We start from the raw sequence: 25,457 nt of genomic DNA on the forward strand, positions 1-25,457 counted from the left end.
TTAAAGTAATTCCTTCCGTTTTATAAGGCCAAAATTCAGGCTCAGGGTTACACCACCATTCGAAATCCCCGGCACATAATGATAGAAAGCGCCAATCGTTAAACCGGCAAAGCGGACAGGTAAAGCCATGGCTTCTGCCCGTAAAATAAGGCCGGGCTTTACCAAGAAGGCCGGAATACAAGCTTCTGTACCCGCAGCAGCCGCTTCTTCGGATATATAGGGTAAGTAGCTATGCAGGTTTAAACTGGCGCCGGCCAAACCCTGAATCTGAAGCTTTTCATTTATTTTTTTCCGTTTCCCAATTGAAACGCTTGGCGATACAAGGCTGTGGTCGAAGCCTGTGTTGTCTAATATAAGGTCCGGTTTGGGGGCGTCTTTTGAAGTAAATCCGGAAATCTGAAAGCCTAACCGGAAAATGCGCTGCTGTCTCAATGCCAGGGAAATATCGGATGTAAATGCTATCCCACGGGTTCTGGCTTCCTTATTTAGCGTGAAAGCCGGACCGCCACCAATACTTAAATACAACTGCTGCAGTTTTTTGGGCCTGGAAGCTACCGTTTCAGACTGTGCTATAGCTGAAATTGATGCCCCCAGGAATAATAAACTGCTTACAAGTATAGAACGCCACATAAACTAAACTTTAATCTGGTTCTAATTTAAAGTCTGTAATTGTCATAACAAAATTACGTATTGTTTTTTTGAGGACTATCGCCTGAGATGTCCCTGAGAAACCCGAATTGGTTAAAATAAAAATGGCCGGAAGTAATCCTTCGACCATTTTCAGGAAAACAAAAACAATTGCGTTTTTATTCTTTCACCAGTTTGTGATAAACGAGCTGAGAACCGTTGGAGAGCGATATGATATAAATTCCGTTTGGCAGGGAAGCCAGGTTTTCCAGTTCGATTTTATTTTGTCCGGAGTGGCCTTCCAACGCCTGCTTGCCCACTACTTTTCCGAGCATGTCGGTTATCGTCAGGCTGATTTTTTCATCGGCTGTCGACAGGAATTCCAGTGTTGCCGTTTTATGAGCCGGGTTCGGGTAAAGCGCTTTTAGGCGGAGGACTTCCGTTTTAAGCGTGTTGTTTACGGTCACGATTTTCGAGTATTCGCTCTTTCCGTTAAAATCTACCTGCTTCAGGCGGTAATAAGAAATTCCGGCCAGCGCGTTATTGTCGGTAGTTTCATAGGAAATATAATTGCTGGAGGTTCCGTTCCCTTTCACGGTGGCTACGGCTTCGAAATTCTTGCCGTTCGCGCTCCGTTCAACCACAAACCTGTCGTTATCCTTTTCACTGGCTGTGCTCCAGTTTAGTAAAACCGAAGCTGGGTTCTGTAAAGTTGCCGTGAAATTTACCAGGGAAACCGGTAGCGGTGAATTGGGGCCTCCGCCAGGGTTATTTGCGTTTCCTTCTAATACAATGTGATTTATAGTTCTGTCCCAGGTTTTAAAAGATTCCTGCCCGATTACTTCCAGGTAAGTCGTAAAGTCAGTTAAATTACCATCATTAGGGGTGAAAGTAAGTTCCAGTAGCTTAACTGGGGTGGCCGTATTTGCTGCCGGCCAGTAATCGTTGCCTTGATTATTATCGTTGCTGGTATACGTTATCTGGCGGTCATAAAGCTCCCCGTTTTTCCAGATTTCCGGAATGCTTTCATCCCGTATATCAGCATTGTTCCAGTGAAAGGGAGATTTTGATAATTGATCCGAGAACGTTACGGCATTTATTTCATCGCTGGAATAATAGAGCCGGATTCCGGCAGTTCCTGCCTGCCGGAGGGTAGCGTCGAAGGAGGTAATCGTGGCAAAATAGGGATCGGTTGAGGAGCCTGCACCAACAGCATTGAGGATCAGGGTAGGTTGGTGAAAAGTTACATAACCGGACCAATCTTCAAAATCTACTTTGTTTACCGCAAAGGAAGCCTCCGCTTCGTCTTTGATCTCATTTTCCATGGCCAGCACATTCCATTTTAACTGAACATTGCCACTTTTTATGATTTTATATTTAAAAACGGCTATATCTGTCCAGCTGTTTATGGGTTCGGCTATAGGCGGAGAGCTTGCAGGCGGTTCATATACAAAATGCGAAATACTGAACAGGCTGGTCATTTTAATGTCGTCCGGTTTTGACTGCCTGATCACTTTTTTTTGCGTGTAGTTGGCTGAAGCAAGCATGGGGTAAAAATAATCGCCATCCGTAAGGTTTATATTAGTGGCCTGAAGGGGTTGTTCGGCCATGCTTACAAGGCTGTCGTTATACCGGACCCATAAAGAACCGGTTCCTAATTTCAGGATCTTGCCCGGATCGGTATCGTGAACGGCCTGTACCTGAAGTTTTATAATGAGCGTGTTGTTCGTATTATCTACCAGAACGATTCTGCCTTTTATCCGGGCATTGTTCTGGGCATTTGCTGCATGCAGGGCCAGTAAAAAGCAAATGCTAAGGAATGCTCTCAAAAAAGCGGGCCGGAGCCACTTTAAGGCGGTATATTTCTTCATGGTATTACCTTAAAACTTGCGTTGTAAAACCTCCGTTTGCGTACCAGTAGTTATAATCGGTCTGATTTACCGTTCCATCCAGGTTCCAGTCTGAAGGCAGGTAGCCGCTCTGGCCATTTTCTAACAGCCAGAAGCTGCCCCAGTCGCTGGTAGTAACCGAACCGTTTCCATTGGCATCGCCGGTAAACAGCGCCCATTTACCGTCGGTCATTCTCTTTAGGGGGTTAACGCCACTGGAAGCTTTGTACGTTGTGGTAAAATCATAAAGGCTGGGGTTGGTATCCAGGCTTATCAGGCCCTTGCTCATGACCGATAAATGATTGCGGTGGTGAACGATCAGGTAGTAGGAGCCCGGTGGAATACCCGGGAAGGAGGGCAGGCTTTTTCCATCCAGGTCTACTATTTTTCCATCATTTTTAAGGAGAAAGCTTTGCATTGCTACACTGGAATTGGGTAAAGGGCTCGTTCTGAGTTCCACCATTACCCAGTCTACAATAGCCGGGTTTGCGGCAAAAAAGCCCGCGGGCACATTTTCGTTCCCGGTATATTTCCAGAAAGCATTGTTGAAAGGCTGATCGTTCGGTAAAAGATTGGCTGCGTTCAACGAAGTGCGCATGAGGCCGGTAGCCGGATTGTAAGGGCCTTCTAGAAACACTTTAATATTTGCCGCAATACCGGTCTGGTTAACGGTTAAGGTAGCGGGGGAAGTTACGGTGCTTTGGTTGCAACTGCTTACTACTGCCCGGTACTGATATCCATTCAAATAAATGGGAGCATTGCTTATTTGTAATACCGAGTCTAAGGATTGATAAATAGCGCTGTTTGTAATATTTGCCCATCCGCTGCCGGAATTCACCTGCCATTGAAACGTTAAATTCCGGCCGCTGCTACTTACCTTAAAAGTGGTACTGGTTCCCCGGTTGATTGTTACAGACTGAGGAGCTACTATTATTACAGGAGCAGAAATGGGTGTTATGGTTAGATTCTGCGTCGCGGAACTACAGCCCAACGGACTCGTTGCCCTTATATCGATATTCCCGCTGCTGCTGCCAATTAGTATCGTTACAGTATTGGTTCCCTGTCCGGAAAGTAAGGTATAGCCATTCGGAACGGTCCAGGTAAAAGTAGCGGCATTGGTAGCGTTAATCTGGTAGGTCTGGGTGCTTCCGGGGCAGGGATTTACGTTTCCTGAAATACTGGAAGAAACCGAAACCAGAGGCTCAAGGCTTACGGTGGTACTTGTAACAGCGCTACTGGTACAGGCATTGGCAGCCGCAACGGAAATGTTTCCGCCGGTAATGCCCGCTTTTACCAGGATCCGGTTCTCAAAACCATTCCCAACCGGAGCACTTAAGATCTGCCAGCCGTTGGGTACCTGCCAGTTGTAATAGGCAGCGTAAGGCACATTGGGTACTTCAAAATAATAATCGGTATTGGGGCAAACCACCGCCGGACCGGAGATGGAGGCAGGGGTGCTGAGGGAAGCCGGTAATATAGCTACCTCTTTGTTGCCGCACCAGCTCGAACTCTGATCAGAAACTGTTACCGCTACATTTCCCGGGGTACTATTGGTCGTAACCGTTATGCTATTGGTGCCCTGCCCGCTAGTTAAGGTCCAGCCATTCGGAATGGTCCATTGATAAGTGGTGCCGGCAAGGGGCGGTACGGTAAAGGTTTGAACGGAATTCGGACAAATGGCTTCGGGTCCAACTATTCCCGCCTGAGCATTGAGGGTAACGGTGCCTACTATTGTTCCTGCTTTTGCCGTAGCCCGGAAGGTAGTCAGAGAATTAAAAGCAGCTGCTGGAAGGGTATAAGAGAATTCATCTTCCGCCCCGTTTTTGTAGCCATTTATTCGTACACCGTCAAATTTTAAGCAGTAGTAAGGATTATTGGTAGGATTTGCGATGGAATAAGAATAAGTTTTTTTAGCGTTTACCGGATTAGTGGCCACCACACCGGCAGGTAACTCAAAAGCGGCATGGCTCAGGTCATAAATGCAATTCGTCCTGACTCCAACTGTTAAGGTTACCGTATTATTGGCATTCCGCACGTAGCCTTTATATATAAAGTCGAAACAGGCGTCCGATTGTACGCATGATGGGGAACTCCCGGGGGCAGGGCTTTGGCCGTAGGTTTTCGGGAGCCAGCTTAAGACCAGAAAAAAAAGGCATAAGAATAACCTCAGTTTCCTGAAAGCAGATAAAAGTTTAGTAACGATTTGCATAGTCAGAGCGCGTTTTGGCCGGTTTACCAGAGGAAGGTTTTCCGGCACAATTCCGTTTATACCGTTTTATGGATTTCAGGTCTTAAGAAACTGCCGGATTAAGGGTGAACGGTGAGTTTCATTTAGTGACCTGACCTAATTAACAGTTAAAGTTTGTTTTTGTTTGTATAGTTAAAATTTAAACTAGTTTAGTTTAATACTTGATAAATAAATTGGATACAAATTTTAAATAATGGTAATAATTAAGGGTGAAAGTACAGGCTAATAATTATCTGAAGCAACTTTTGTTCGTTACAAAAGCGTTACAAGTAGATAATGTTGGGTGAGTTGGGAAAAAAGGCGGTTAGAGGGCTGCAGAAGGAAGTTAAAAAAGAAGGCTTTTCTGCACAGCCGAATCCATGCGTAAAAAAAACGGGCCCGAATCACGTATTTTATTGGTTAAGTTTTGCTAGCTGAATTTCATTGCCGTCTGCTTTAGCTGACGGATCGCTGTCGGATAGCAGGGGGGCTTCTTTAAAATCCTTCAGCTAACGCATCCCGCAAGAAGAGCTCAATTTCCCTTAATCCTGAATCCAAATTCAGCAAACCGGCTTTTGTTGCATTAAATAATTTTCAAAAAAGCTCCAAAAATCAGGTCAGTTTTTTATCAGCACCTTCTTTCCACAGCAACGCCTCTTTTTCCCACTTCCGGAAAATCGCTCCACTTTCTCCCACTTTTTCTTCAGAATAGCGCCATGCTTGGTGATTGTGTTTTATAAATTTCACTGTGTCAAGCATTTGTGTTTTGGGGTAGGGTTTCTTCCATCGGAAGTCATGAAAATGACCGGAAAGAAATTTCCTGAAAGTGGTAAGCGGAATTGTGGATAAAGTGGATAAGTGGGGTGGATAACCATAACTTATCCACAAAGTGGGAAAAAGTGGGAAAATGTGATTGCCCTTTTTTCGGGATTGTGTACTTTTGTTTACCTCGAAATAGAAGAGGTCTACCCAAGTATATGAACTTTCTGTCCGGAGAATACGAGTGTAAGCTTGACCCGAAGGGAAGGTTGGTTTTACCTGCCAAGATAAAAGCCAACCTGCCGGAGGAGTCGGGTAACAACGTGGTGCTGACCCGCGGGTTTGAGCCATGCCTCGTGCTGTACCCTAAACAGGAATGGAAAAGCATATACGACCGGGTAGCCAGCCTGAACGAATTCAACGAAGAGTACCGGCAGTTCCAGCGGAACTTCTTCCGCGGCAATACCGAACTTGAGCTCGACAATACCGGCCGCTTTGTGTTGCCTAAAACCATGCAGCGCTACGCCGACATCGACAAAGAAGTAATTATTGTAGGCCTTGGCAACCGGGTAGAGATCTGGAATCCGGAACGCTACGAAGAGTTCCTGATCAAAGACCAGCAGGAGTTCTCCCAGCTGGCGCAAAAATTCCTGGGCGATCAGCCTGTCATTCAACCTAATTTATAAGTATGGCTTACCACAACCCTGTGATGCTCCGCGAGTCGGTGGAAGCCCTCGCCATTAACCCTGCCGGCACGTACGTGGACGTAACGTTTGGCGGCGGCGGCCATTCTGCCGAAATTTTAAAACACCTGACCACCGGCAAGCTTTACAGCTTCGACCAGGATGCGGATGCCGAAAAGCAAAGCGAAAAACTGGAAGGCGCGACCTTTCAGTTCGTAAAAGCCAATTTCCGGTACCTGAAAAAATTCCTCCGGCTTTACGGCGTGAAACAGGTAGACGGTATTCTGGCGGATCTGGGCGTTTCTTCGCACCAGTTCAACACGGCCGAGCGCGGTTTCTCTACCCGCTTCGACGGTCCGTTGGACATGCGTATGGATCCGGACGCCCCACTTTCGGCCAAAGAAATTATTGCCAATTACCCGGAAGAACAACTGCATAAGATCTTCGGGATTTATGGCGAAGTGAAGAATGCCAAAACCCTGGCCCAGACAATTGTAAGCGCCCGCAACGGTCAGGAAATAAATACCATTGCCGAATTTAAGAAAGCGATACAAAGCTGTATTCCGCGCGGCAAAGAAAATAAATACTTAGCCCAGGTTTTTCAGGCCTTACGGATAGAAGCCAACGACGAGCTGAAAGCCCTGGAAGATATGCTGGTGCAGTCGGCCGAAGTGCTGAAGCCTGGCGGACGGTTAGTGGTAATTTCTTACCATTCTTTGGAAGATAGGTTGGTGAAGAACTTTATTCAGAAAGGTAAATTCCACGGCGACGTAGAAAAAGATTTTTTCGGCAACGAGCTGAAGCCGCTCGAAGCCGTGGTGCGCAAAGCGCTAACGCCCTCGGAAGAAGAGCTGCTGGAAAATAACCGGTCCCGTAGCGCCAAGCTCCGGATCGCGGTGAAAACCGGGGAACTGAACTTCGAAGAGAAACCCGACAAAACGGTAGGCAGAAGAGGAAAAAAGTAAAGAGTGAATTAGGGAAGTAGCGTACGGATTAATCCATGCGCTACTTTTTAGATTGGAAACCTTAGCATTTTCAACCGGTCAAAAAGGAATAATTTTTTTAAGAGAAATCGAAAATTCGAACAATCGAAAATTCGGACAATCGAATAAAATGGCTACGAATACTTTAAAACCTAAACCGAAAGCGGCTTCGCGCGCCAATACCATGCGCCCGGTGCCTAAGCCGAAGGTGGAAGAAGCGCCGCGGCCAAAAGGTACCAGCATTTTTCATTTGCTGGAGCGATACACTAAAATGGATGCCTTCTTTAAAGACGGCCTCCCTGTAAAGTATTTGCCTTACGTTTTGTACGGCATGCTCATTGCCCTTTTCTACATCGGTAATACGCATTACGCCGAAAAAACCATCCGCAAAATAGACCGCACCAAATCCGAAACCGAAGACTTAAGAGCCGATTATACCACGCTGAAATCCGATTACATGGAAGCCAGCAAGCAATCGGAAGTAGCTAAGCACGTGCAGCCGCTCGGTCTGGAAGAAAGTAAAACACCCCCGTACCAGGTAATTGTAAGCAAAGATGAATATTAAGAAATCCATTCTCACGCGCGTGCGGGTGGCTTTTTTAGCCGTCGCGCTTTTTGCCTTCGCCATTATTTTTAAAGTGGCCAACATTCAGTTTGCCGAAGGCTCCAAGTGGAAGGAGATCCAGCGGGAAAAACGGTTTGTGTATCAGCCGGTTTTTGCTACCCGCGGCAACATTTACTCCGATAACGAAAGTATTCTGGCCACTTCGCTGCCTTTTTACCGCGTGGCCTTCGATCCCTCGATCAGCGACGACAAGCTTTTTAACGAAGGTATCGATTCGTTGGCGTATTTGCTGGCGCGTTTTTACAAAGACAAACCGGAGCAGGAGTACCGCCGCAAGATCAAAAATGCGCGTATTTCCGGTCGTCATTACGTAAGGCTGAATAACCGTCAGATCAATTACCAGGACAAAAAGATGATGGCGCGCTGGCCTATTTTCCGGGCCGGTAAAAACAAAGGCGGCGTAATTTTCGAGAAAGTAGACAAGCGCTTTCGTCCTTTCGGCATGTTGGCGCAACGGACCATCGGTTTTATAAACGAAGATAAAAACGGCGCCGGTCTGGAATACACTTACAACAGTCAGCTGGCCGGTAAAGACGGCGAAGCCCTGTTTGAACGCATGGCCGGCGGTAATAAACCGGTTTACGACGGTTCGGAAGTAAAACCGATGCCGGGTTACGACATTAAAACCACCATCGATATTAACCTGCAGGACGTTGCCGAAAATGCGCTGAACAAAGCCCTGGTGGCGCACAACGCCGAATACGGTTGCGTGGTTTTGATGGAAGTAAAGACCGGCGAAATTAAAGCCATTGCCAACCTCGGAAAATTCGCCGAAGGCGCTTACCTGGAAAACTACAACTACGCGGTTGCCAACCAGGGTCTTACCGAACCGGGGTCTACGTTCAAATTGGCTTCCATGATGGCTTTGCTCGAAGATTCGAATATCCAGCTGACCGATACCGTGGACACCGGCAACGGCAAGAAAAGCTTCGGCGGGGTTTCCATGACGGACTCGAAACAAGGCGGCTATGGCAAGATTACGGTGGAAGACGTGTTCGGCAAATCGTCGAACGTAGGCATTGCCATGCTTATCGAGAATCAGTTCGGCAACGACCCGCAAAAGTTTGTGGATTACCTTCAGAGGTTCGGGCTGAATTCTACGCTCGGTTTCCAGATGGCCGGTGAAGCAAGGCCTTACATTAAAAAACCTTCGGACCGGAGCTGGAGCCGCACCACACTTTCCCGGATGAGCATTGGTTACGAGTTGAAAATTGCCCCGATCCATACGCTGGCGCTTTTTAACGCCATTGCCAATAACGGGGTAAAAGTGCAGCCGATCATTGTAAAAGAAACCCGCAAAGCCGATAAAACGATAGCCGTTTACGAAGCAAAGATCCTGAACGAAAAGATATGCTCCGACGAAACCGTGAAGAAGCTCCGGCAGATGATGGAAACCGTAGTGGAGCGCGGAACGGGTAAGCACGTGAAAAACGTAAACTACAAAGTGGCCGGCAAAACCGGTACATCGCGGAAGATCAAAAACGGCCAGTACATTAAAACTTATTCCACGTCTTTTGTGGGTTATTTCCCGGCCGATAATCCGAAGTATTCCTGCATTGTAATTATCGATAGCCCGAAAGCTGCAGCCCAGTACGGCGGCGACGTGGCGGCTCCGGTTTTCCGCGAACTTGCCGATAAAGCCTACGCCCGCGATCTGGCCATTCACAAACCAATGTCGGAGCGCATTATTCCGGACAAGAAACAACTGCCCATGGTTAAAGCCGGCAGTCAGGAAGAACTCACGCTTATCTGCAACAAGCTCGGTATCAGCCACCATCCGGGCGTTCCGGGAATGGAAGATTTTGACTGGGTGAAAGCCGATTCGCAAAGCCGTTCTTACCTCTGGAAACCAAATAAAATTGAGACGAACCAGATTCCGGACGTTACCGGCATGACCGTTCGCGATGCCTTGTATTTGCTGAATAACCAGGGAATTAAAGTGCGCCGGATTGGTAGCAGCGGAAGGGTACAAAGCCAGAGTTTACCGGCGGGTGCGCCTATTCAAAAAGGAAGTGTAATTACTATAGTCTTAAGCTAATGCCAAAGCTATCAGAATTAATAAAAGGGAATACGGAAGTAATTCAGGTGCTCGGCAACGCCGGAACCGAAATTCAAAGCCTCACCATGGATTCCCGCAAAGCGACGCCGGGTGTGGCTTTCTTTGCCTTGCGCGGCGTGCAGGCCGACGGGCATAACTTTATTCCGAAAGCGATTGCAGCCGGAGCTTCGGCAATTATTTGCGAAACGCTACCGGAAAACGCTGAAAAACTGGCCGAAAATGCTACCCTTATTCAGGTAAAAAGCAGCGCGGCGGCAATGGGTTTAATGGCCTCCGTTTTCCACGGGGAACCATCCAGGAAACTGAAACTCGTAGGCGTAACCGGCACCAACGGTAAAACCACCTGCGTAACGCTGCTGCACAAACTTTTCCGCGAACTCGGATATTCAGTAGGCTTGCTTTCTACGGTCCAGAACCAGATAAACGAAACGGTAATTCCGGCCACGCACACTACGCCCGATGCCATTTCCCTGAACCAGCTTTTGGCTGATATGGTGAAAGCCGGCTGCACGCACTGCTTCATGGAAGTAAGTTCGCACGCCGTGGTGCAGCACCGCGTAACCGGTCTGGAATTTAAAGGCGGCATTTTTACCAATATCACGCACGATCATTTAGATTACCACGGCACCTTCGACGAATACATTAAGGCAAAAAAAGGCTTCTTCGATAACCTGCCGAAAAAAGCATTCGCCTTGATTAACGCCGACGACAAACGCGGCGCGGTGATGCTGCAAAATAGCAAAGCCGAAAAACACGAATATTCCTTAAGGAAAGCCACCGAATTCAAGGCGCGCCTGCTCGATAATTCCATTCAGGGCTTGCATCTGGAAATTGACGGCCACGAAATTTTATTCCGCCTCATCGGTACTTTCAATGCTTATAATATTCTGGCGGTTTATGGGGCGGCGGTTTTATTGGGTGAAGATAAAACGGAAGTTTTAACGGTACTTTCGAATCTTACATCCGCTGCCGGGCGTTTCGATTATCTGATCTCCAATTCTCACATTACGGGCATTGTCGATTACGCACATACCCCCGATGCCCTGGAAAATGTTTTGAGCACCATTCAGCAAATAAGAAAACCGGAACAGAAAGTAATTACCGTGGTTGGTTGCGGCGGAAACCGCGATGCCGCTAAGCGTCCGGTAATGGCTGATATCGCCTGCAAATTCTCCGACCGCATTGTGCTGACTTCCGATAATCCGCGCGACGAAGAACCGCAGGAAATCCTGAACCAGATGCAGCAGGGCGTAAAACCAACCGACCTGAAAAAAACGCTTTCCATTGTAGACCGCCGCGAAGCCATAAAAACCGCCATCGCTTTAGCCGATGCCAACGACATTATTCTGGTTGCCGGCAAAGGCCACGAAACCTACCAGGAAGTAAAAGGCCAGCGCTCTCCCTTCGACGACAAACAAGTGCTCCGCGAAATGTTTGCGCTAATGGGAAAGTGATTTCGATTGTTCGATTGTTCGATATTCGACTGTTCGAAAGAATATTAATCGAATTTTCGAGGTTCGAATTTCCGACAAGAATATTTGAATTTTTAACTGAGAAAATTAAGAGAAATAGGGTTAGAAACTACCCAGAAAAAACTAAATAGAAATAAAAAAAATCGAACAATCGAATATCGAACGTTCGAACAATCGAAATTACAATTGAACCAAAATGCTTTATTACCTTTTTGACTATTTAGATAAAAACTACAACATCCCCGGTGTTGGCGTTTTTCAATACATCTCCTTCCGGGCCGGGTTAGCTACGCTGGTTTCCCTGTTGATCGCGATGATTTTTGGTGGAAGACTTATTGAAGTGTTGCGCAGGTTGCAGGTTGGCGAAAGCATCCGGGACCTCGGTTTGGAGGGACAATTGGAAAAGAAAGGTACGCCTACTATGGGTGGTTTTATTATCCTGGCAGCAATCCTGATCCCAACTTTACTTTTTGCCAAGTTGCATAATACCTACATCATCCTGATGCTGATTTCTACCATCTGGCTCGGCTGCATCGGTTTTCTGGACGACTACATTAAAGTGTTCCGCAAGAATAAAGAAGGGTTGGCAGGGAAGTTCAAAGTAGTAGGGCAGATCGGTTTGGGATTGATCGTGGGGTGCACGCTTTTCTTCAGCGAAGATGTTACGGTTCGTCAGTATTTCACCGAAAAAGGAACGGCTATTTTTCACGCCGCCGGTTCTACTTCTTATGAAGACGTCCGGAAAATGGTAACCACCATTCCGTTTGCCAAAAACAACGAATTAGACTATTACAAATTCTTCAGCTTTGCTTCGCCGGTACTAGGTTCTTATGCCCGTTTCCTATACATCCCGTTAGTAATTATCATCATCACGGCCGTTTCCAACGGCGCCAACATTACGGACGGTATCGACGGATTGGCAGCAGGAACTTCCGCCATTATTGGTATTACCTTAGCTATTTTCGCCTGGGTTTCGGGTAACTCCATTTTTGCCGATTACCTGAACATCATGTTCATACCAAATACCGGAGAGCTGGTGATTTTCTGTACCGCTTTCGTGGGAGCATGCGTCGGTTTTCTCTGGTATAACTCTTATCCGGCCCAGGTTTTCATGGGCGATACCGGCAGCTTGTCCATCGGCGGTATCATTGCAGTGCTGGCTTTGATCCTTCGGAAAGAACTTTTAATTCCGGTGCTGTGCGGTATTTTCCTGATCGAAAATTTATCGGTAATGCTGCAGGTAAGCTACTTTAAATACACCAAAAAGAAATACGGCGAAGGTAGAAGAATCTTCAAAATGAGCCCGCTGCACCACCACTACCAGAAACTCGGTTACCACGAATCGAAGATTGTAAACCGCTTCTGGATTGTAGGCATTATGCTGGCCATTTTGACGCTGGCCACTTTAAAGCTACGGTAAATGAATTGTTGATTGTTAATTGCTGATTGTTAATTGATTTTTATTTGATCAGCATTAAAAGAAAAAAACAATCAACAATCAGAAATTAACAATTAGTAATTTAAAGAATGAAAATAGCAATCTTAGGTTCCGGGGAAAGTGGGGTAGGGGCGGCCTTGCTGGCGAAAGCCAGAGGCTACGATGTTTTCGTTTCTGATAAAGGCGAGATCAAAGGCGAATACAAGTTCAAGCTGCAGCAGGCGGGTATTCCTTACGAAGAAGGTCAGCATACCGAAAGCCGGATTCTGGATGCCAACGAGATCATTAAAAGTCCGGGCATTCCGGAGAAAGCACCTTTGGTGCAGGAGGCTTATGCCCGCCAGATTCCGGTGATTTCTGAGATCGAATTTGCCGGCCGCTACAGCAAAGCGAAGTTCATTTGCATTTCCGGAACGAACGGAAAAACCACTACCACGCTGCTTACTTATCACCTGCTTAAAAGTGCGGGGCTGAATGTAGGCCTGGCGGGAAACATCGGTGAAAGTCTGGCGGAAAAAGTAATTGAAGATACCTACGATTATTATGTACTGGAACTAAGCAGCTTTCAGCTCGACGGCATGTACAGTTTCAAAGCTGACATTGCGGTGCTGCTCAACATCACGCCCGACCACCTGGATCGCTACAATTACAGCATGGAAAACTACGCGCTTTCCAAACTTCGGCTCACGCAAAACCAGACTTCGGAAGATTACTTTATTTACAACCAGGAAGACCCGCTGATTTTTCAGTACTTCAAACCGGCAGCTTTTGCCGGCCAAACCATACCATTTGCGCTCGAAAAACGCGAGCATGCTAAAGCCTGGTTCGAAGGGAATAAAATGGTGCTGGGTTTTGCGCCCGGAAACGCTACTGTTTCCACCGAAAACTCCCCTCTGATCGGCAAGCACAACCAGTACAATTCGTTAGCAGCCGTTTCGGTGGCTAAGCTGTTAGGTTTAACCGAAGCACAAATTGAAGCTGCATTAGCAACCTTCGAAAATGCGGAGCATCGCCTGCAAAAGATCGGCGAAGCGGATGGTGTACTGTACATCAACGATTCCAAAGCCACGAACGTGGAAGCGGTATGGTTTGCGCTCGAAGGAATTAAACAGCCCATCGTCTGGATTGCCGGCGGCGTGGACAAGGGCAACGATTATGAAACCCTGAAACCCTTCGCCAAAGAAAAAATTAAAGCGCTCATTTGTTTGGGCAAAGACAACGAGAAACTCAAAACTTCTTTCGGCGGCATTGTTCCGGAAATCCGGGAAACGCAACGAGTGGAAGAAGCGGTGCAGATGGCAAAAGACCTGGCAACCGCCGGCGACGTGGTATTGCTTTCTCCGGCTTGCGCCAGTTTCGATTTATTCAATAATTACGAGCACCGCGGCCACCGCTTCATGGAAGCCGTGCGGGAAATAGCATTAAAATATAGTTAAGAGTTAAAAGTTATGAGTTTAAAGTTTTTTAGGTTTCAGCATAGCCTTTTAAATCTCAACTCATAACTTTTAACTCATAACTTTTAACTCTTTTAAAGTATGGAAAAGGCAAAGTTATGGCTGCAGGAGAACCTGAAAGGTGACCCGATCTTATGGGGCATCATCATTGCGTTCTCGCTTATCAGTATCCTGGTAGTGTATTCGGCTACCGGCACGCTGGCGTACAAAAAAATGAGCGGCAATACCGAGTATTTTCTTTTCAAGCATAGCAGTCTGATCTTCGTGGGCCTCATTTTTATGTGGTTTGCGCATAAGATCAACTACAAATATTACTCGAAGCTTTCATTGCTGGCTTTGTGCTTATCGGTGCCCTTGCTGCTGTTTGCCTGGAAATTCGGTTCCAACCTGAACGATGCTTCGCGCTGGATCCGAATTCCGCTTATCAACCAGACATTCCAGCCTTCCGACTTAGCGAAACTTGCCCTTATTTCGCACCTGGCCAGTATGCTTTCCAAGCGACAAATGAACATCGATGCGGTAAAGGAAACTCTGATCCCGATCCTGTTGTGGTGCGGCGGCATTTGCGGCCTGATCATGCTGAGTAACATTTCTTCCGGCTTGTTGCTGTTTGCTACCTGTCTGCTGTTAATGTTTATCGGTCGCGTTCCCATGAAATACATTGGCATGCTGATCATTGTGGGCGCGATCTTCGGAAGCGTGGCCCTGGCCGTCGGGCAACGGATGGGCACGGCAATCAGCCGGATCGAGAAGTTCATGGATAAAGACGAAGTGCCTTTTCAGCTTGAGCAATCTTACATTGCCATTGCAACCGGCGGCGTAGTGGGCAAAGGTCCGGGCAACTCCGACCAACGTAACTTCCTGCCGCACCCGTACTCCGACTTTATTTATGCCATTATCATTGAAGAATACGGTATTGTGGGCGGCGTAGTAATTCTGTTTTTATACCTGGCTTTTCTCTACCGCGGCATGATTGTGGTAGCCCGAAGTTCAGGCGCATTCGGCGGCTTGCTTTCGGCGGGGCTAAGTTTCAGTCTCGTCATCCAGGCCATGATCAACATGGGCGTAGCCGTAGGGCTCGGTCCGATCACCGGTTTGCCCCTGCCGCTATTAAGTATGGGTGGTACTTCCCTGATCTTTACCGGTATTTCCATGGGTATTATTTTATCTGTGAGCCGGAACGAAATGGAGCCGCCTTTTACCAAAGAAAACACCAAACCGAAAATAAAACCGGCCGCCGAAAATGTATTAGTCAATGCCTGAGCAGAATAAAAAATACCGGATCATCATCAGCGGCGGCGGCACCGGCGGACATATTTTTCCGGCTGTGGCCATCGCAAACCAGTTTAAAGTGGTTTACCCAAACGCTGAAATTTTATTTGTGGGCGCGAACGGCCGCATGGAAATGACCCGCGTGCCGGAAGCCGGTTACAAAATTGTGGGCCTCAACATTGCCGGTTTGCAGCGCAAGCTCACGCTTCAGAATTTAAGTTTTCCGTTTAAGGTGCTGAGCAGTATTTCCGCCGCTAAAAAGATCATCGAAGACTTTAAGCCCGATGCCGTGGTTGGGGTAGGAGGATATGCGAGCGCGCCGGTTTTGTTTGCGGCAACTTCCAAAAAAATTCCGGCCTTAATTCAGGAACAAAATTCCCATGCCGGTATTACCAATAAACTTTTAGCTAAACGGGTTCGGAAAATTTGCGTGGCTTACGAAGGCATGGAGAAGTATTTTCCGGCCGATAAAATTGTGCTTACCGGAAACCCGGTGCGAAGCGACATTATCGGCTGCAATACTAAACGCTTCATAGCGCTTTCACACTTCAACCTGCAGCCAAACAAGAAAACCATTCTGGTAATTGGCGGCAGCCTCGGCGCCCGAACGCTAAACGAAAGCACCGCGCAAAGCCTGAACCAACTGGTAGCGGAAGGGTATCAACTGATCTGGCAAACCGGAAAAACGTACCATCAAACCGCTCAGGAAAAAAGCGCTGAATTGTCAGAAAAAGGCGTTCGCGTTTTCGACTTCATAAAGACCATGGACCTGGCTTATGCCGCTTCTGATCTGGTAATTTCCCGCGCCGGTGCTTTGTCTATTTCTGAACTCTGCCTCGCCGGAAAGCCTGCCATTTTAGTGCCTTCCCCGAACGTAGCCGAAGACCACCAGACTAAAAATGCTATGGCCCTGGTGCAAAAAAGTGCCGCCGTACTGGTAAAGGATTCGGAAGCAAATACCAAACTCTACCCCGAAGCTTTTGCTCTGTTGAAGAACGAAGCGAAACTACAGGAACTAAGCACGAATGTGTTAAGCATGAGCAAACCGGGAGCCACCGCCGAAATTGTAAACGAACTGATTAAGTTATTGTAAGTTCGAATGTTCGAGGTTCGAATTTTCGATTTTTGAAATAGAAGTTGAAATTAAAACTTGCCGTTGTTGGTGTTTTCACCAACAACCGTACTGCAGCTTTTATATCTGTCATCCTGAGCGATAGTGAAGGAACTCGTTGGCTCTCAGTAGAAATCTTAGAAAAAACGGTACTGCTGTGAGCCGACGAGTTGTTTCGCTGACGCTCAACATGACAAAACTTTTATTAAAGTAGCTCTTGATAAAATACGCTATTGCTTTCGGCATAAAAAGTAAGTTACACATTTAAATCTTCGAAAATTCGAACATTCGAAAATTCGAACATTCGAACAATTGAAAAAAACATGGAACCAACAACTAACAACCAACAACGAACAACGAATTACAAATACATCTACTTCTTAGGAATTGGCGGTATTGGCATGAGTGCGATTGCGCGTTGGTTCCGGGCGAATGGCAAACCGGTTTGGGGCTACGATAAAACCGAAACGCCGCTAACCAAAGCCTTAACTTCCGAAGGCGTAAATATTCATTACGAAGATGATGTGAACCTGATCCCGAAGGAAGTTCTGGAAAACAAAGCCGAAACCTTGGTGGTGCTTACGCCGGCTGTTCCGCAGGATCATGCTGAACTGAATTTTTTCCGCCGCGAAGGCTATACCATTAAAAAACGTTCCGAAGTTTTGGGTGTGATCACGGCTGATGCCTACACGGTGGCCGTTGCCGGCACGCACGGCAAAACCAGTACTTCCGCCATGATCGCGCATTTGCTTAAAGATGCCGGGGTAAGTTGCGCGGCCTTTTTAGGGGGTATTTCGGTAAACCTGAATTCGAATTTACTCCTGGGCGATGCGAAGAAGAATGGCAAACCCATTGTAGTGGTAGAAGCCGATGAATACGACCGTTCTTTCCTCACGCTGCACCCGGACATTGCCATTGTTACTTCCTCCGATGCCGACCACCTCGACATTTACGGCGACAAAGATCACCTTATTCATTCCTTTCAGGATTTTATTTTCCAGATAAAGCCCGGCGGCACGCTCATTCTCAACAGCAACACCGACCCGCGCCTGACCGAGAAGATCGATCCCTCGGTGAATGTTATTACTTATTCTTTAAACAAAGGCGAGCTGCAGGCAGGTAACATTACCGTGCAGGGCCACACGTTTGAATTTAATTTCGAAGGTCCGGGAAAAAATATTGCTAACCTGAAATTGCCGGTGCCGGGTTTTCACAATGTGGAAAACATGCTGGCCGCCCTGCAGGCTTGTTTGTTATTGGACGTAAACGAAAGCGCGCTCCGGGAAGGGGTAAAGCATTACAAGGGCGTAAAACGACGTTTCGAATTCGTAGCTGAAACTGGTGAAAAAGTCTACATCGATGATTATGCGCATCATCCCACTGAGATTGAGGCGTTTGTGAGATCATTGAAAGCGCTTTATCCGGGGAAAAAGATCAAGCTTATTTTTCAGCCGCACCTGTTTACCCGCACCCGCGATTTTGCCGATGGTTTTGCGCAAAGCCTGAGCCCGGCCGACGAAGTAGTGCTGCTCGATATCTATCCGGCGCGCGAAAAACCGATCCCCGGAATTACTTCCGAAATTATCCTGAAAAAAATCACGAGTTCACGAAAATCTTTGCAAACCAAAGAAGAAGTATTGCTAAATTTGCAATCCGAAAATAGCTTCGATGTGTTGGCTACGGTAGGTGCAGGCGATATCGATACTTTGGTAACGCCAATAAAAAATATTTTAGAAAAAAAGTAAAAAAACATTGGCAATGCCATTGAACCGTAAAATAAAATCGCTAATTTTTGCCCTCTGTTGCGTGGCGGTTTTCGGTGCTCTGGCTTACTTTGCCGATTTGCGCCAGCAACAGAAAACAATAAATAAAGTGAGCATTGCTATTGAAAATGAATACAATAATTACTTTATTAGCGACAGGGAAGTAACGGAGTTGCTTACCAAAAGCGGAACTGAGAAAATTACCGGTTTACGCCGGAACGAGATCAACCTGAAGAACCTTGAACAGCGCATTACCGCGCACAAATTTGTGAAGGAAGCCCAGGTATCGCGCGATTTAAAAGGAAATTTACGAGTAAGCATAAAACAGAACAGGCCTATAGCAAGAATTATACAGCCCGAGTCCGATCAGGACGTTTACATCGACGACGAAGGGAACATCCTTCCCTTATCCGAACGTTTTACCGCCCGCGTAATTCCGATCACCAAGTCGGAAAAATCTCCAGCGCTGAACAACGCTTTTTTTCAGGACTCGGTAGGTCAATCCTACCTGTCCTTGTTGCAGTTTATTGACCACGATAGCTTCTGGAAAGCCCAGCTGGCCCAAATGCACATAGATGCGAAAGGCAAAGTGAGCTTTATGCCGCAAGTCGGCGACCAGGTTATCGAGTTCGGCTTGCCGGAAGACATCGAACGGAAGTTCAAAAAACTGATGATCGTTTATAAGCACGTGCTGCCGCAAATGGGGTGGAACAAGTATAAACGGGTTAATATAGAATTCAATGATCAGATTATCTGTGAATAAAATATAGCTATGCAAAACGATAAAATAGTAGTAGGCCTCGACATCGGAACAACCAAGATCTGTGCATTGGTTGGGCGCAAAAACGAATACGGAAAGCTGGAGATCCTCGGTATGGGTAAAGCGAATTCCGAAGGGGTCGTGAGGGGCATCGTTAGCAACATCGACAAAACCGTAGACGCCATTAAGAAAGCCATCCTTCAGGCGGAAGAGCAATCCGGCATAAACATTGGCGTAGTGAACGTAGGCATTGCCGGGCAGCACATTAAAAGCCTGCAGCACAACGGCAGCATCACCCGCGCAACTGTAGACAATGAGATCACCATCGAAGACGTAAACCGTCTGACCAACGATATGTACCGGCTGGTAACGCCTCCGGGTTCCGAGATTATTCACGTAATGCCACAGGATTATAAAGTGGATTACGAAGAAGGCATTATGGATCCGGTAGGGATGAGCGGCGTGCGCCTGGAGGGTAACTTCCACATCATTACCGCGCAAAGCAATGCCATCAACAACATTAACAAGTGCGTAACCCGCGCCGGCCTCGAGATCGAGAACCTGATCCTGGAGCCGCTTGCTTCTTCTATGTCTGTTTTAAGCGAAGAAGAAAAAGAAGCCGGTGTTGCGTTGGTAGATATTGGTGGCGGAACCACAGATTTAGCTATCTTTAAGGATAATATCATCCGGCACGCGGCTGTTCTTCCTTTCGGCGGTAACATTATTACTTCCGATATTAAGCAGGGCTGCATGGTAATGCAGAACCAGGCCGAAGCGCTTAAGGTGAAGTTTGGCAAAGCCATTGCCGACGAAGCCTCTGAGAATGAGATCGTTTCGATTCCTGGCCTTCGTGACCGGACCCCGAAAGAAATTTCTTTGAAAAATCTTGCATATATTATAGAAGCAAGAATGGAAGAAATTATTGAACTTGTTTATTCAGAAATTGTTCGGTCTGGGTACGCAAATAATCTGGCAGCCGGTATCGTGATTACGGGTGGTGGTGCGCAACTGCAGAATTTAGTGCAGCTGGCCGAGTACCTGACCGGTATGGATGCCCGCATCGGTTACCCGAACGAACACCTAGGCAAAAGCAAGATCGACGCCGTGAAAAGCCCGACCTATGCTACATCCGTAGGCCTGGTTCTGGCGGGTTACCAGTCTCTGGACGACCGCATGAACCGGTACATGGAAGCCAGAGAAGAGAACAGCGTGCGACGCGAAGAAAACCGTCCGGCAGCCAAGATCTCGGGTTCCAGCAGCGGCGGCGATTTCTTCAAGAAGATCATCGACCGGACCAAAGGCCTGTTGATCGATGACTTCGACGACAAACAACAGAATTACTAATAATACTATAAGCGGCAATCATTATGACCTTTTCTTCTTACAAATTTGACGTTCCGGCACAGAACAAATCCATCATTAAGGTGATAGGAGTGGGCGGCGGCGGCAGCAATGCGGTTAACCACATGTTCGGGCAAGGAATTAAGGATGTGGAATTTGTGGTTTGTAATACCGATGCCCAAGCTTTAAAAAGCAGCACGGTACCAAACAAACTGCAGATCGGGGTTGATTTAACGGAGGGTTTAGGGGCAGGCGCCAACCCGGAGAGAGGTAAACAAGCTGCAATCGAAAGCAAAGAACAGATCCGCGAATTACTGGGTACCGACACCAAGATGGTATTCATTACGGCGGGTATGGGTGGCGGAACCGGAACCGGTGCCGCCCCGGTAATTGCCAAAGTTGCCAAAGAACTCGATATTCTAACGGTTGGTATCGTAACGGCGCCTTTCATGTTCGAAGGACGTAAGAAGCGTGTTGCCGCCGATAACGGAATTAAAGAACTTTCCGACAATTGCGATACTGTACTGGTAATTCTGAACGACAAGCTCCGCGAAATTTTCGGCAACCTGCCGATCCGCGCCGCTTTCGCCAAAGCCGATAATGTATTAACCACTGCCGCTAAAAGTATTGCTGAAATTATTACGGTTACCTCCGAAGTTAACGTTGACTTTGAAGATGTGAAAACGGTAATGAAAGACTCCGGCGCTGCCGTAATGGGGTCTGCTATTACCGAAGGGGAGAACCGCGCTCTTCGCGCCGCCGAAGAAGCCCTTTCTTCGCCTTTGCTGAACAATACCGATATTCACGGCGCTCAGAAAATTCTTCTTTCCATCATGTCCGGCGACCAGGCCGAACTGGAAATGGACGAGCTGACCGAAATTACCGAATACATCCAGGACAAAGCCGGCGAAGAAGCAGAAGTGATCTTCGGTCACGGCATCGATCCGGAATTAGGCCAGAGCATTCGCGTTACGGTAATTGCTACTGGCTTTGCCAGAGAAGGCAACAGCATTATGCAAATGTCCGCTTTAAAAAAAATAATGGATCAGGAAGCTGCTAAACAAGCTGCTCCTGCCCAACCAGATATTTTCAATACCGATTTCAATCCGGTAGTGGAAGCGCCGGCCAAGCCAGTTGCTCCTGCCGCGCCGGCATTTACGGCTCCGACACCAGCCCCTTATAATGCACCTGCTCCGGAACCGGTTCGCCTACCGCAACCACAGCCGCAATATGTACAGCCAACGCAACCAGTAACCCCGCAACAGCCATCTTACCAGCCGCAGCAACCGCAGCATCCGAATAACCAGTTTGCTCAGCCGCAGCAGGCGGTCTATCAGCCGGAGCCTGCTCCGGTGCAAATGCCGGAAAGTCCTGCCCGTGTAGTATTCGATCTGGGTGTTGGTCACGAAGTATTTCAGCATGAACTGCCGGCCGGTTACCCGCAGCCGCAATACCAGGCGCCTGCCACACCCGCAGTTCCGGCAATGGATAACTTCGAGGAAAACGAACGCCTGTTACACCTGGAAAGCGAAGCCCTGAGACAGCGCCGCGAACGTCTTCGCCGGTTGAGCTCTGAGATTTCCAACGATGCCATCAAGGAGAAACTGGAAGTGCCTGCTTACCTTCGCCGGAACGTGGCCCTGGAAACAGTAGTGCCTTCCAACGAAAGAAACATCTCCCGTTTCAGCCTGAACGACGACAACGAAATTCTAGGCGACAACCGTTTCCTGCACGATAATGTAGACTAATAAACGGTACCGTTTTAGCATAAAAAGTAAAAGCCTCCCTGGATTGTTTCGGAGAGGCTTTTACTTTTTTACGTGTTATTCCACTCAAATTTAGCATCTTCCATTATTTGATATAGCACAAGCGGACGCTTGCGCTATAGCCTGCTGAAATTTTAATTTAATGGAAGTCGGTATTACAACTTAGCATTACTGATATTGAATCCAGAAACCTGATTTTTAACCAAAACGCCAACCTATTCGCAAATTCTTCGTCAAAAGTTTCTGAACTATCGTAATGCGGTTTTAAGCAAGCTTACTTGCAACCGAAATTCAGAAAACTTATGACCAACAATAATATTCCCTTCCAGCCTGAACCCGATGTAGTATTGATCGGGGCCGGTATTATGAGTGCTACGCTGGGCGTTTTGCTGAAAGAACTGCAACCCGAGCTCACCATTGAAATATTCGAACGCCTGGACGTGGCCGCCGCTGAAAGTTCCGATGCCTGGAACAATGCCGGAACCGGCCATTCCGCCTTTTGCGAACTCAATTACACGCCCGAACTTCCGGACGGCACGATCGAGATTTCCAAAGCCGTAAAAATTGCCGAGTCCTTTGAAGTATCGAAGCAGTTCTGGTCTTACCTTATTCAGCATAATATTCTAAAACTGCCCGATACGTTTATCCGCAAAATTCCGCACATGAGTTTTGTGTGGGGCGAGCGAAACGTGGAATTCTTACGTAAGCGGCACGCGGCCCTTACGCAATGCCATTTGTTTAAAGACATGGAATATTCCGAAGATCCGGTGCAGCTGCAGAAATGGATCCCGCTCATGATGGAAGGCCGCGACACTTCTCAAAAAATGGCAGCCACCTGCATGGGCATTGGCACCGACGTAAACTTTGGCACCTTAACCCGCTGCATGTTCCACTACCTGAAAGGTACAACCGGCGTGAACCTGCATTTTGGCCAGGAGGTGCGCAAGCTTCGCCAGGAACCGGACGGAAGATGGAACGTGCGAGTAAAAAATCTGGCTACCGGCGAAAAGCACAATGTGCGGGCAAAGTTTGTGTTCATTGGCGCCGGAGGCGGTTCCTTGCCTTTGCTTGAAAAGTCGGATATTCCGGAAGGAAAAGGCTTTGGCGGTTTCCCGGTAAGCGGCCAGTGGCTGGTTTGCAACAATCCGGAAGTTATTGAAAAGCACCAGGCCAAAGTTTACGGCAAAGCTTCGGTTGGAGCGCCGCCTATGTCAGTACCGCATTTGGATACCCGCGTAATAAACGGGAAGAGAGCGTTACTTTTCGGACCTTATGCCGGTTTCTCTACCAAGTTCCTCAAAAGCGGTTCTTATTTCGATTTGCCGGCCTCCATAAAACTGAACAACCTCCGGCCTATGCTATATGCCGGCGCCCGGAATATTCCTTTAACCCGCTACCTGATCAGTCAGGTCATGCAGTCGCCGGAAGACCGGTTAGCCGTGCTGCAGGAATTCGTGCCCCACGCCAAACTGGAAGACTGGGATTTGCAGATTGCCGGGCAGCGGGTGCAGATCATTAAGAAAGACGAGGAGCAGGGCGGGGTCCTGGAATTCGGAACGGAAGTGGTGAGCGCCAAAGACGGTTCCTTAGCTGCTTTGCTCGGCGCTTCGCCGGGTGCTTCTACGGCAGTGGCCATTATGCTGAACCTGGTTGCGCGCTGTTTTCCGGAAAAATATAGATCCGAAGAATGGCAGCACAAGATCAGGCAAATGATTCCTTCGCATGGGCAGGATCTGGGTAAGAATGCGCAATTGCTGGAAGAAGTAAGAACCTTTACGAGCGAAGTGCTTGGCCTGAAACCGGTAGCATCCAGGTTGTAGGTTACTTGAAACGGTAGCCTGGTGACCCAAAAAGTAGAAGCCTCTTCCTGTAAAGGAAAGAGACTTTTTATTTGAAAAAATGCAGCTTTAAACCTACGGTTGGGAAACAATCAACCGCAAAGCACAGGTAAAATAAGGCTGGGTTCGGTAGTTGCCGTATTTCTGATCCCAGGCACCGGATTCCAGGTCATCGGCTAAGGCTTTTACCAGTTTTTCTTCCAGGCCCTCCGGTAAAAAGCCCCAGGCCGATTGCGACTTCCGGACCTCTCTTTCCAGAAAAGCTTCCGGCCGGCCGTAAAAGGCTTCCTGAAAACCATCGACACAATCCAGCGGAACCGGAATGGGTTTCACTTCGCAATTTCCGCCCAGGGCTTTTACTATTGTTTCGATTTTCGGGTAACGCTGCCTTTCTACGGCAATCAGCTCGGGGAAGTAATTCACGTTCCAGAATTCATCCAGGGCATCCGGATCGAAGGTCATGACCAGGACCGGACCGGTGGTTACGCGGCGTAATTCCTTCAGGCCTTTTTGCAGATCGGGCCAATGGTGTACCGTAACCATTGCCATGGCCGCATCAAAGGCCTTGTCATCGAATGGCAGCGAATCGGCAGTTCCGATTAAGGCCGGCACTTTCCCGTTTTTCTTCCGTTGCGACCGCATCATGGCCGAAGGTTCTACTGCCACCACATACCGGTTATCAGGCTCATACGAACCTGCTCCGGCGCCTACGTTCAAAATAGTTTTGGCCTCGCCTAAAGCTTCGGTTACGTATGCTGCAATTCTGGGGTCGGTTCGGCGGATATTGGAATACGTTTGTCCGCCTGTTTCATAATTAAATGCAGGGTTCGAGATCTTCATTGAAATTTAGGTTTTGCATGAAAGGTTTTGCCACTAAGACAAGCCGAAATCTGCTTTGGTTGCATGGGATCTTACCGGAATTTTACCTTTTACTTATGTACTTTTTATTGAACGTTCAGGCTTCCTTTATCTGAGGAGATTAAACATTGCAGAAACCAGCCGTGGGGTCTTGTGTCTGGATTATGCTTCGTGCGACACCGCTTTCAGCCCGATAATCGAGCCGATGAGGGTAAAAAGAAAGAAGATCCGCCAGAAGCTGGCCGGGTCTTTAAACACCAGAATTCCCATTATGGCGGTACCCACGGCACCAATTCCGGTCCAGACTGCATAGGCCGTGCCGATCGGTAAGGTTTGGGTGGCTTTCATCAGGAGTAACATGCTTACGGTTAAACAAGCCAGAAAACCGCCGTACCACATATACATTTCATTTCCGGTAGTTTCTTTCGTTTTTCCCAAGCAGGAAGCAAAAGCTACTTCAAACAGGCCGGCAATTATCAGGATGATCCAGTTCATACTTTTTTAAGCAAAGGTCCGGAAGATGGCTGAAAGA

Annotated in this window: 21 protein-coding genes; 15 read left to right on the plus strand and 6 right to left on the minus strand. The window is 47.7% G+C overall.

The annotated features are described in order from the left end of the window. The 4 genes from F0P94_RS08740 to F0P94_RS19660 all read right to left on the minus strand — a co-directional run bounded on the left by F0P94_RS08740 (position 1) and on the right by F0P94_RS19660 (position 5,502). The gene (locus F0P94_RS08740) at positions 1-630 is read right to left on the minus strand and encodes a hypothetical protein (RefSeq protein WP_150903505.1); all 630 of its coding nucleotides are present in this window, start codon (positions 628-630) and stop codon (positions 1-3) included. Positions 631-806: 176 nt separating this feature from the next. Next, on the minus strand, positions 807-2,498 hold the full coding sequence (locus F0P94_RS08745; protein WP_150903506.1) for a T9SS type A sorting domain-containing protein: 1,692 nt from the start codon (positions 2,496-2,498) through the stop codon (positions 807-809). 4 nt (positions 2,499-2,502) lie between these two features. Continuing rightward, entirely contained in the window at positions 2,503-4,725 is a 2,223-nt protein-coding gene (locus tag F0P94_RS08750; RefSeq protein WP_150903507.1) for a hypothetical protein, read from the minus strand. Between the two features lie 630 nt (positions 4,726-5,355). Then, on the minus strand, positions 5,356-5,502 hold the full coding sequence (locus F0P94_RS19660; RefSeq protein WP_191906978.1) for a hypothetical protein: 147 nt from the start codon (positions 5,500-5,502) through the stop codon (positions 5,356-5,358). A 218-nt stretch (positions 5,503-5,720) separates the two neighbouring features. Between F0P94_RS19660 and mraZ the strand changes: the two genes are divergently transcribed. The 15 genes from mraZ (at position 5,721) to F0P94_RS08825 (ending at position 24,049) form a co-directional block, all read left to right on the plus strand. After that, entirely contained in the window at positions 5,721-6,188 is a 468-nt protein-coding gene (mraZ, locus tag F0P94_RS08755) for a division/cell wall cluster transcriptional repressor MraZ (protein ID WP_150903508.1), read from the plus strand. Between the two features lie 2 nt (positions 6,189-6,190). Beyond that, positions 6,191-7,150 (plus strand): 16S rRNA (cytosine(1402)-N(4))-methyltransferase RsmH, encoded by a 960-nt coding sequence (rsmH, locus tag F0P94_RS08760; protein ID WP_150903509.1) that lies wholly within the window; start codon positions 6,191-6,193, stop codon positions 7,148-7,150. Positions 7,151-7,298: 148 nt separating this feature from the next. Then, positions 7,299-7,733, plus strand: coding sequence for an FtsL-like putative cell division protein (locus tag F0P94_RS08765; protein WP_150903510.1), 435 nt, complete (start codon positions 7,299-7,301; stop codon positions 7,731-7,733). Beyond that, positions 7,723-9,831 carry a penicillin-binding protein gene (locus F0P94_RS08770; protein ID WP_150903511.1) on the plus strand — a complete coding sequence of 703 codons (2,109 nt, stop codon included), beginning with the start codon at positions 7,723-7,725 and terminating at the stop codon, positions 9,829-9,831. Before F0P94_RS08765 ends, F0P94_RS08770 begins: the two co-directional genes overlap by 11 nt. Continuing rightward, positions 9,831-11,306, plus strand: a complete 1,476-nt coding sequence (locus tag F0P94_RS08775; RefSeq protein WP_150903512.1) for a UDP-N-acetylmuramoyl-L-alanyl-D-glutamate--2,6-diaminopimelate ligase — start codon at positions 9,831-9,833, stop codon at positions 11,304-11,306. Before F0P94_RS08770 ends, F0P94_RS08775 begins: the two co-directional genes overlap by 1 nt. A gap of 214 nt (positions 11,307-11,520) precedes the next feature. Further along, positions 11,521-12,744 carry a phospho-N-acetylmuramoyl-pentapeptide-transferase gene (gene mraY / locus F0P94_RS08780; RefSeq protein ID WP_150903513.1) on the plus strand — a complete coding sequence of 408 codons (1,224 nt, stop codon included), beginning with the start codon at positions 11,521-11,523 and terminating at the stop codon, positions 12,742-12,744. A gap of 107 nt (positions 12,745-12,851) precedes the next feature. Beyond that, the gene (gene murD / locus F0P94_RS08785; RefSeq protein WP_150903514.1) at positions 12,852-14,198 is read left to right on the plus strand and encodes a UDP-N-acetylmuramoyl-L-alanine--D-glutamate ligase; all 1,347 of its coding nucleotides are present in this window, start codon (positions 12,852-12,854) and stop codon (positions 14,196-14,198) included. A 99-nt stretch (positions 14,199-14,297) separates the two neighbouring features. After that, positions 14,298-15,479, plus strand: a complete 1,182-nt coding sequence (locus tag F0P94_RS08790; RefSeq protein ID WP_150903515.1) for an FtsW/RodA/SpoVE family cell cycle protein — start codon at positions 14,298-14,300, stop codon at positions 15,477-15,479. Then, a complete protein-coding gene (gene murG / locus F0P94_RS08795) occupies positions 15,472-16,581 on the plus strand; it encodes an undecaprenyldiphospho-muramoylpentapeptide beta-N-acetylglucosaminyltransferase (RefSeq protein ID WP_150903516.1) in 1,110 nt (369 codons plus the stop codon). Before F0P94_RS08790 ends, murG begins: the two co-directional genes overlap by 8 nt. 341 nt (positions 16,582-16,922) lie before the next feature. Next, on the plus strand, positions 16,923-18,344 hold the full coding sequence (murC, locus tag F0P94_RS08800) for a UDP-N-acetylmuramate--L-alanine ligase (RefSeq protein WP_150903517.1): 1,422 nt from the start codon (positions 16,923-16,925) through the stop codon (positions 18,342-18,344). 13 nt (positions 18,345-18,357) lie between these two features. Then, positions 18,358-19,125: a cell division protein FtsQ/DivIB gene (locus F0P94_RS08805; protein ID WP_150903518.1), complete on the plus strand. Its 768-nt coding sequence runs from the start codon at positions 18,358-18,360 to the stop codon at positions 19,123-19,125. A gap of 9 nt (positions 19,126-19,134) precedes the next feature. Further along, positions 19,135-20,466, plus strand: a complete 1,332-nt coding sequence (ftsA, locus tag F0P94_RS08810; protein ID WP_150903519.1) for a cell division protein FtsA — start codon at positions 19,135-19,137, stop codon at positions 20,464-20,466. After that, a complete protein-coding gene (locus F0P94_RS20030; RefSeq protein ID WP_150903685.1) occupies positions 20,435-20,515 on the plus strand; it encodes a hypothetical protein in 81 nt (26 codons plus the stop codon). The genes ftsA and F0P94_RS20030 overlap by 32 nt, the downstream gene beginning before the upstream one ends. Next, on the plus strand, positions 20,490-22,211 hold the full coding sequence (ftsZ, locus tag F0P94_RS08820) for a cell division protein FtsZ (protein ID WP_150903520.1): 1,722 nt from the start codon (positions 20,490-20,492) through the stop codon (positions 22,209-22,211). Before F0P94_RS20030 ends, ftsZ begins: the two co-directional genes overlap by 26 nt. A gap of 320 nt (positions 22,212-22,531) precedes the next feature. Next, the gene (locus F0P94_RS08825; protein WP_150903521.1) at positions 22,532-24,049 is read left to right on the plus strand and encodes a malate:quinone oxidoreductase; all 1,518 of its coding nucleotides are present in this window, start codon (positions 22,532-22,534) and stop codon (positions 24,047-24,049) included. Positions 24,050-24,142: 93 nt separating this feature from the next. Here F0P94_RS08825 and F0P94_RS08830 read toward each other — a convergent pair whose 3' ends face one another. After that, positions 24,143-24,907 carry a class I SAM-dependent methyltransferase gene (locus tag F0P94_RS08830; RefSeq protein ID WP_150903522.1) on the minus strand — a complete coding sequence of 255 codons (765 nt, stop codon included), beginning with the start codon at positions 24,905-24,907 and terminating at the stop codon, positions 24,143-24,145. Positions 24,908-25,087: 180 nt separating this feature from the next. Continuing rightward, the gene (locus F0P94_RS08835) at positions 25,088-25,420 is read right to left on the minus strand and encodes a DMT family transporter (protein ID WP_150903523.1); all 333 of its coding nucleotides are present in this window, start codon (positions 25,418-25,420) and stop codon (positions 25,088-25,090) included. Positions 25,421-25,457 lie beyond the last annotated feature (37 nt).

The sequence above is a fragment of the Adhaeribacter soli genome (assembly GCF_008727925.1).
Lineage (GTDB): Bacteria > Bacteroidota > Bacteroidia > Cytophagales > Hymenobacteraceae > Adhaeribacter_A > Adhaeribacter_A soli.

Excerpts from the sequence above, each read along its gene's own strand:
- F0P94_RS08740 (WP_150903505.1), bottom strand. The coding sequence starts at position 630 with ATGTGGCGTTCTATACTTGTAAGCAGTTTATTATTCCTGGGGGCATCA.
- F0P94_RS08745 (WP_150903506.1), bottom strand. The coding sequence starts at position 2,498 with ATGAAGAAATATACCGCCTTAAAGTGGCTCCGGCCCGCTTTTTTGAGA.
- F0P94_RS08750 (WP_150903507.1), bottom strand. The coding sequence starts at position 4,725 with ATGCAAATCGTTACTAAACTTTTATCTGCTTTCAGGAAACTGAGGTTA.
- F0P94_RS19660 (WP_191906978.1), bottom strand. The coding sequence starts at position 5,502 with ATGCTTGACACAGTGAAATTTATAAAACACAATCACCAAGCATGGCGC.
- mraZ (WP_150903508.1), top strand. The coding sequence starts at position 5,721 with ATGAACTTTCTGTCCGGAGAATACGAGTGTAAGCTTGACCCGAAGGGA.
- rsmH (WP_150903509.1), top strand. The coding sequence starts at position 6,191 with ATGGCTTACCACAACCCTGTGATGCTCCGCGAGTCGGTGGAAGCCCTC.
- F0P94_RS08765 (WP_150903510.1), top strand. The coding sequence starts at position 7,299 with ATGGCTACGAATACTTTAAAACCTAAACCGAAAGCGGCTTCGCGCGCC.
- F0P94_RS08770 (WP_150903511.1), top strand. The coding sequence starts at position 7,723 with ATGAATATTAAGAAATCCATTCTCACGCGCGTGCGGGTGGCTTTTTTA.
- F0P94_RS08775 (WP_150903512.1), top strand. The coding sequence starts at position 9,831 with ATGCCAAAGCTATCAGAATTAATAAAAGGGAATACGGAAGTAATTCAG.
- mraY (WP_150903513.1), top strand. The coding sequence starts at position 11,521 with ATGCTTTATTACCTTTTTGACTATTTAGATAAAAACTACAACATCCCC.
- murD (WP_150903514.1), top strand. The coding sequence starts at position 12,852 with ATGAAAATAGCAATCTTAGGTTCCGGGGAAAGTGGGGTAGGGGCGGCC.
- F0P94_RS08790 (WP_150903515.1), top strand. The coding sequence starts at position 14,298 with ATGGAAAAGGCAAAGTTATGGCTGCAGGAGAACCTGAAAGGTGACCCG.
- murG (WP_150903516.1), top strand. The coding sequence starts at position 15,472 with ATGCCTGAGCAGAATAAAAAATACCGGATCATCATCAGCGGCGGCGGC.
- murC (WP_150903517.1), top strand. The coding sequence starts at position 16,923 with ATGGAACCAACAACTAACAACCAACAACGAACAACGAATTACAAATAC.
- F0P94_RS08805 (WP_150903518.1), top strand. The coding sequence starts at position 18,358 with ATGCCATTGAACCGTAAAATAAAATCGCTAATTTTTGCCCTCTGTTGC.
- ftsA (WP_150903519.1), top strand. The coding sequence starts at position 19,135 with ATGCAAAACGATAAAATAGTAGTAGGCCTCGACATCGGAACAACCAAG.
- F0P94_RS20030 (WP_150903685.1), top strand. The coding sequence starts at position 20,435 with ATGACTTCGACGACAAACAACAGAATTACTAATAATACTATAAGCGGC.
- ftsZ (WP_150903520.1), top strand. The coding sequence starts at position 20,490 with ATGACCTTTTCTTCTTACAAATTTGACGTTCCGGCACAGAACAAATCC.
- F0P94_RS08825 (WP_150903521.1), top strand. The coding sequence starts at position 22,532 with ATGACCAACAATAATATTCCCTTCCAGCCTGAACCCGATGTAGTATTG.
- F0P94_RS08830 (WP_150903522.1), bottom strand. The coding sequence starts at position 24,907 with ATGAAGATCTCGAACCCTGCATTTAATTATGAAACAGGCGGACAAACG.
- F0P94_RS08835 (WP_150903523.1), bottom strand. The coding sequence starts at position 25,420 with ATGAACTGGATCATCCTGATAATTGCCGGCCTGTTTGAAGTAGCTTTT.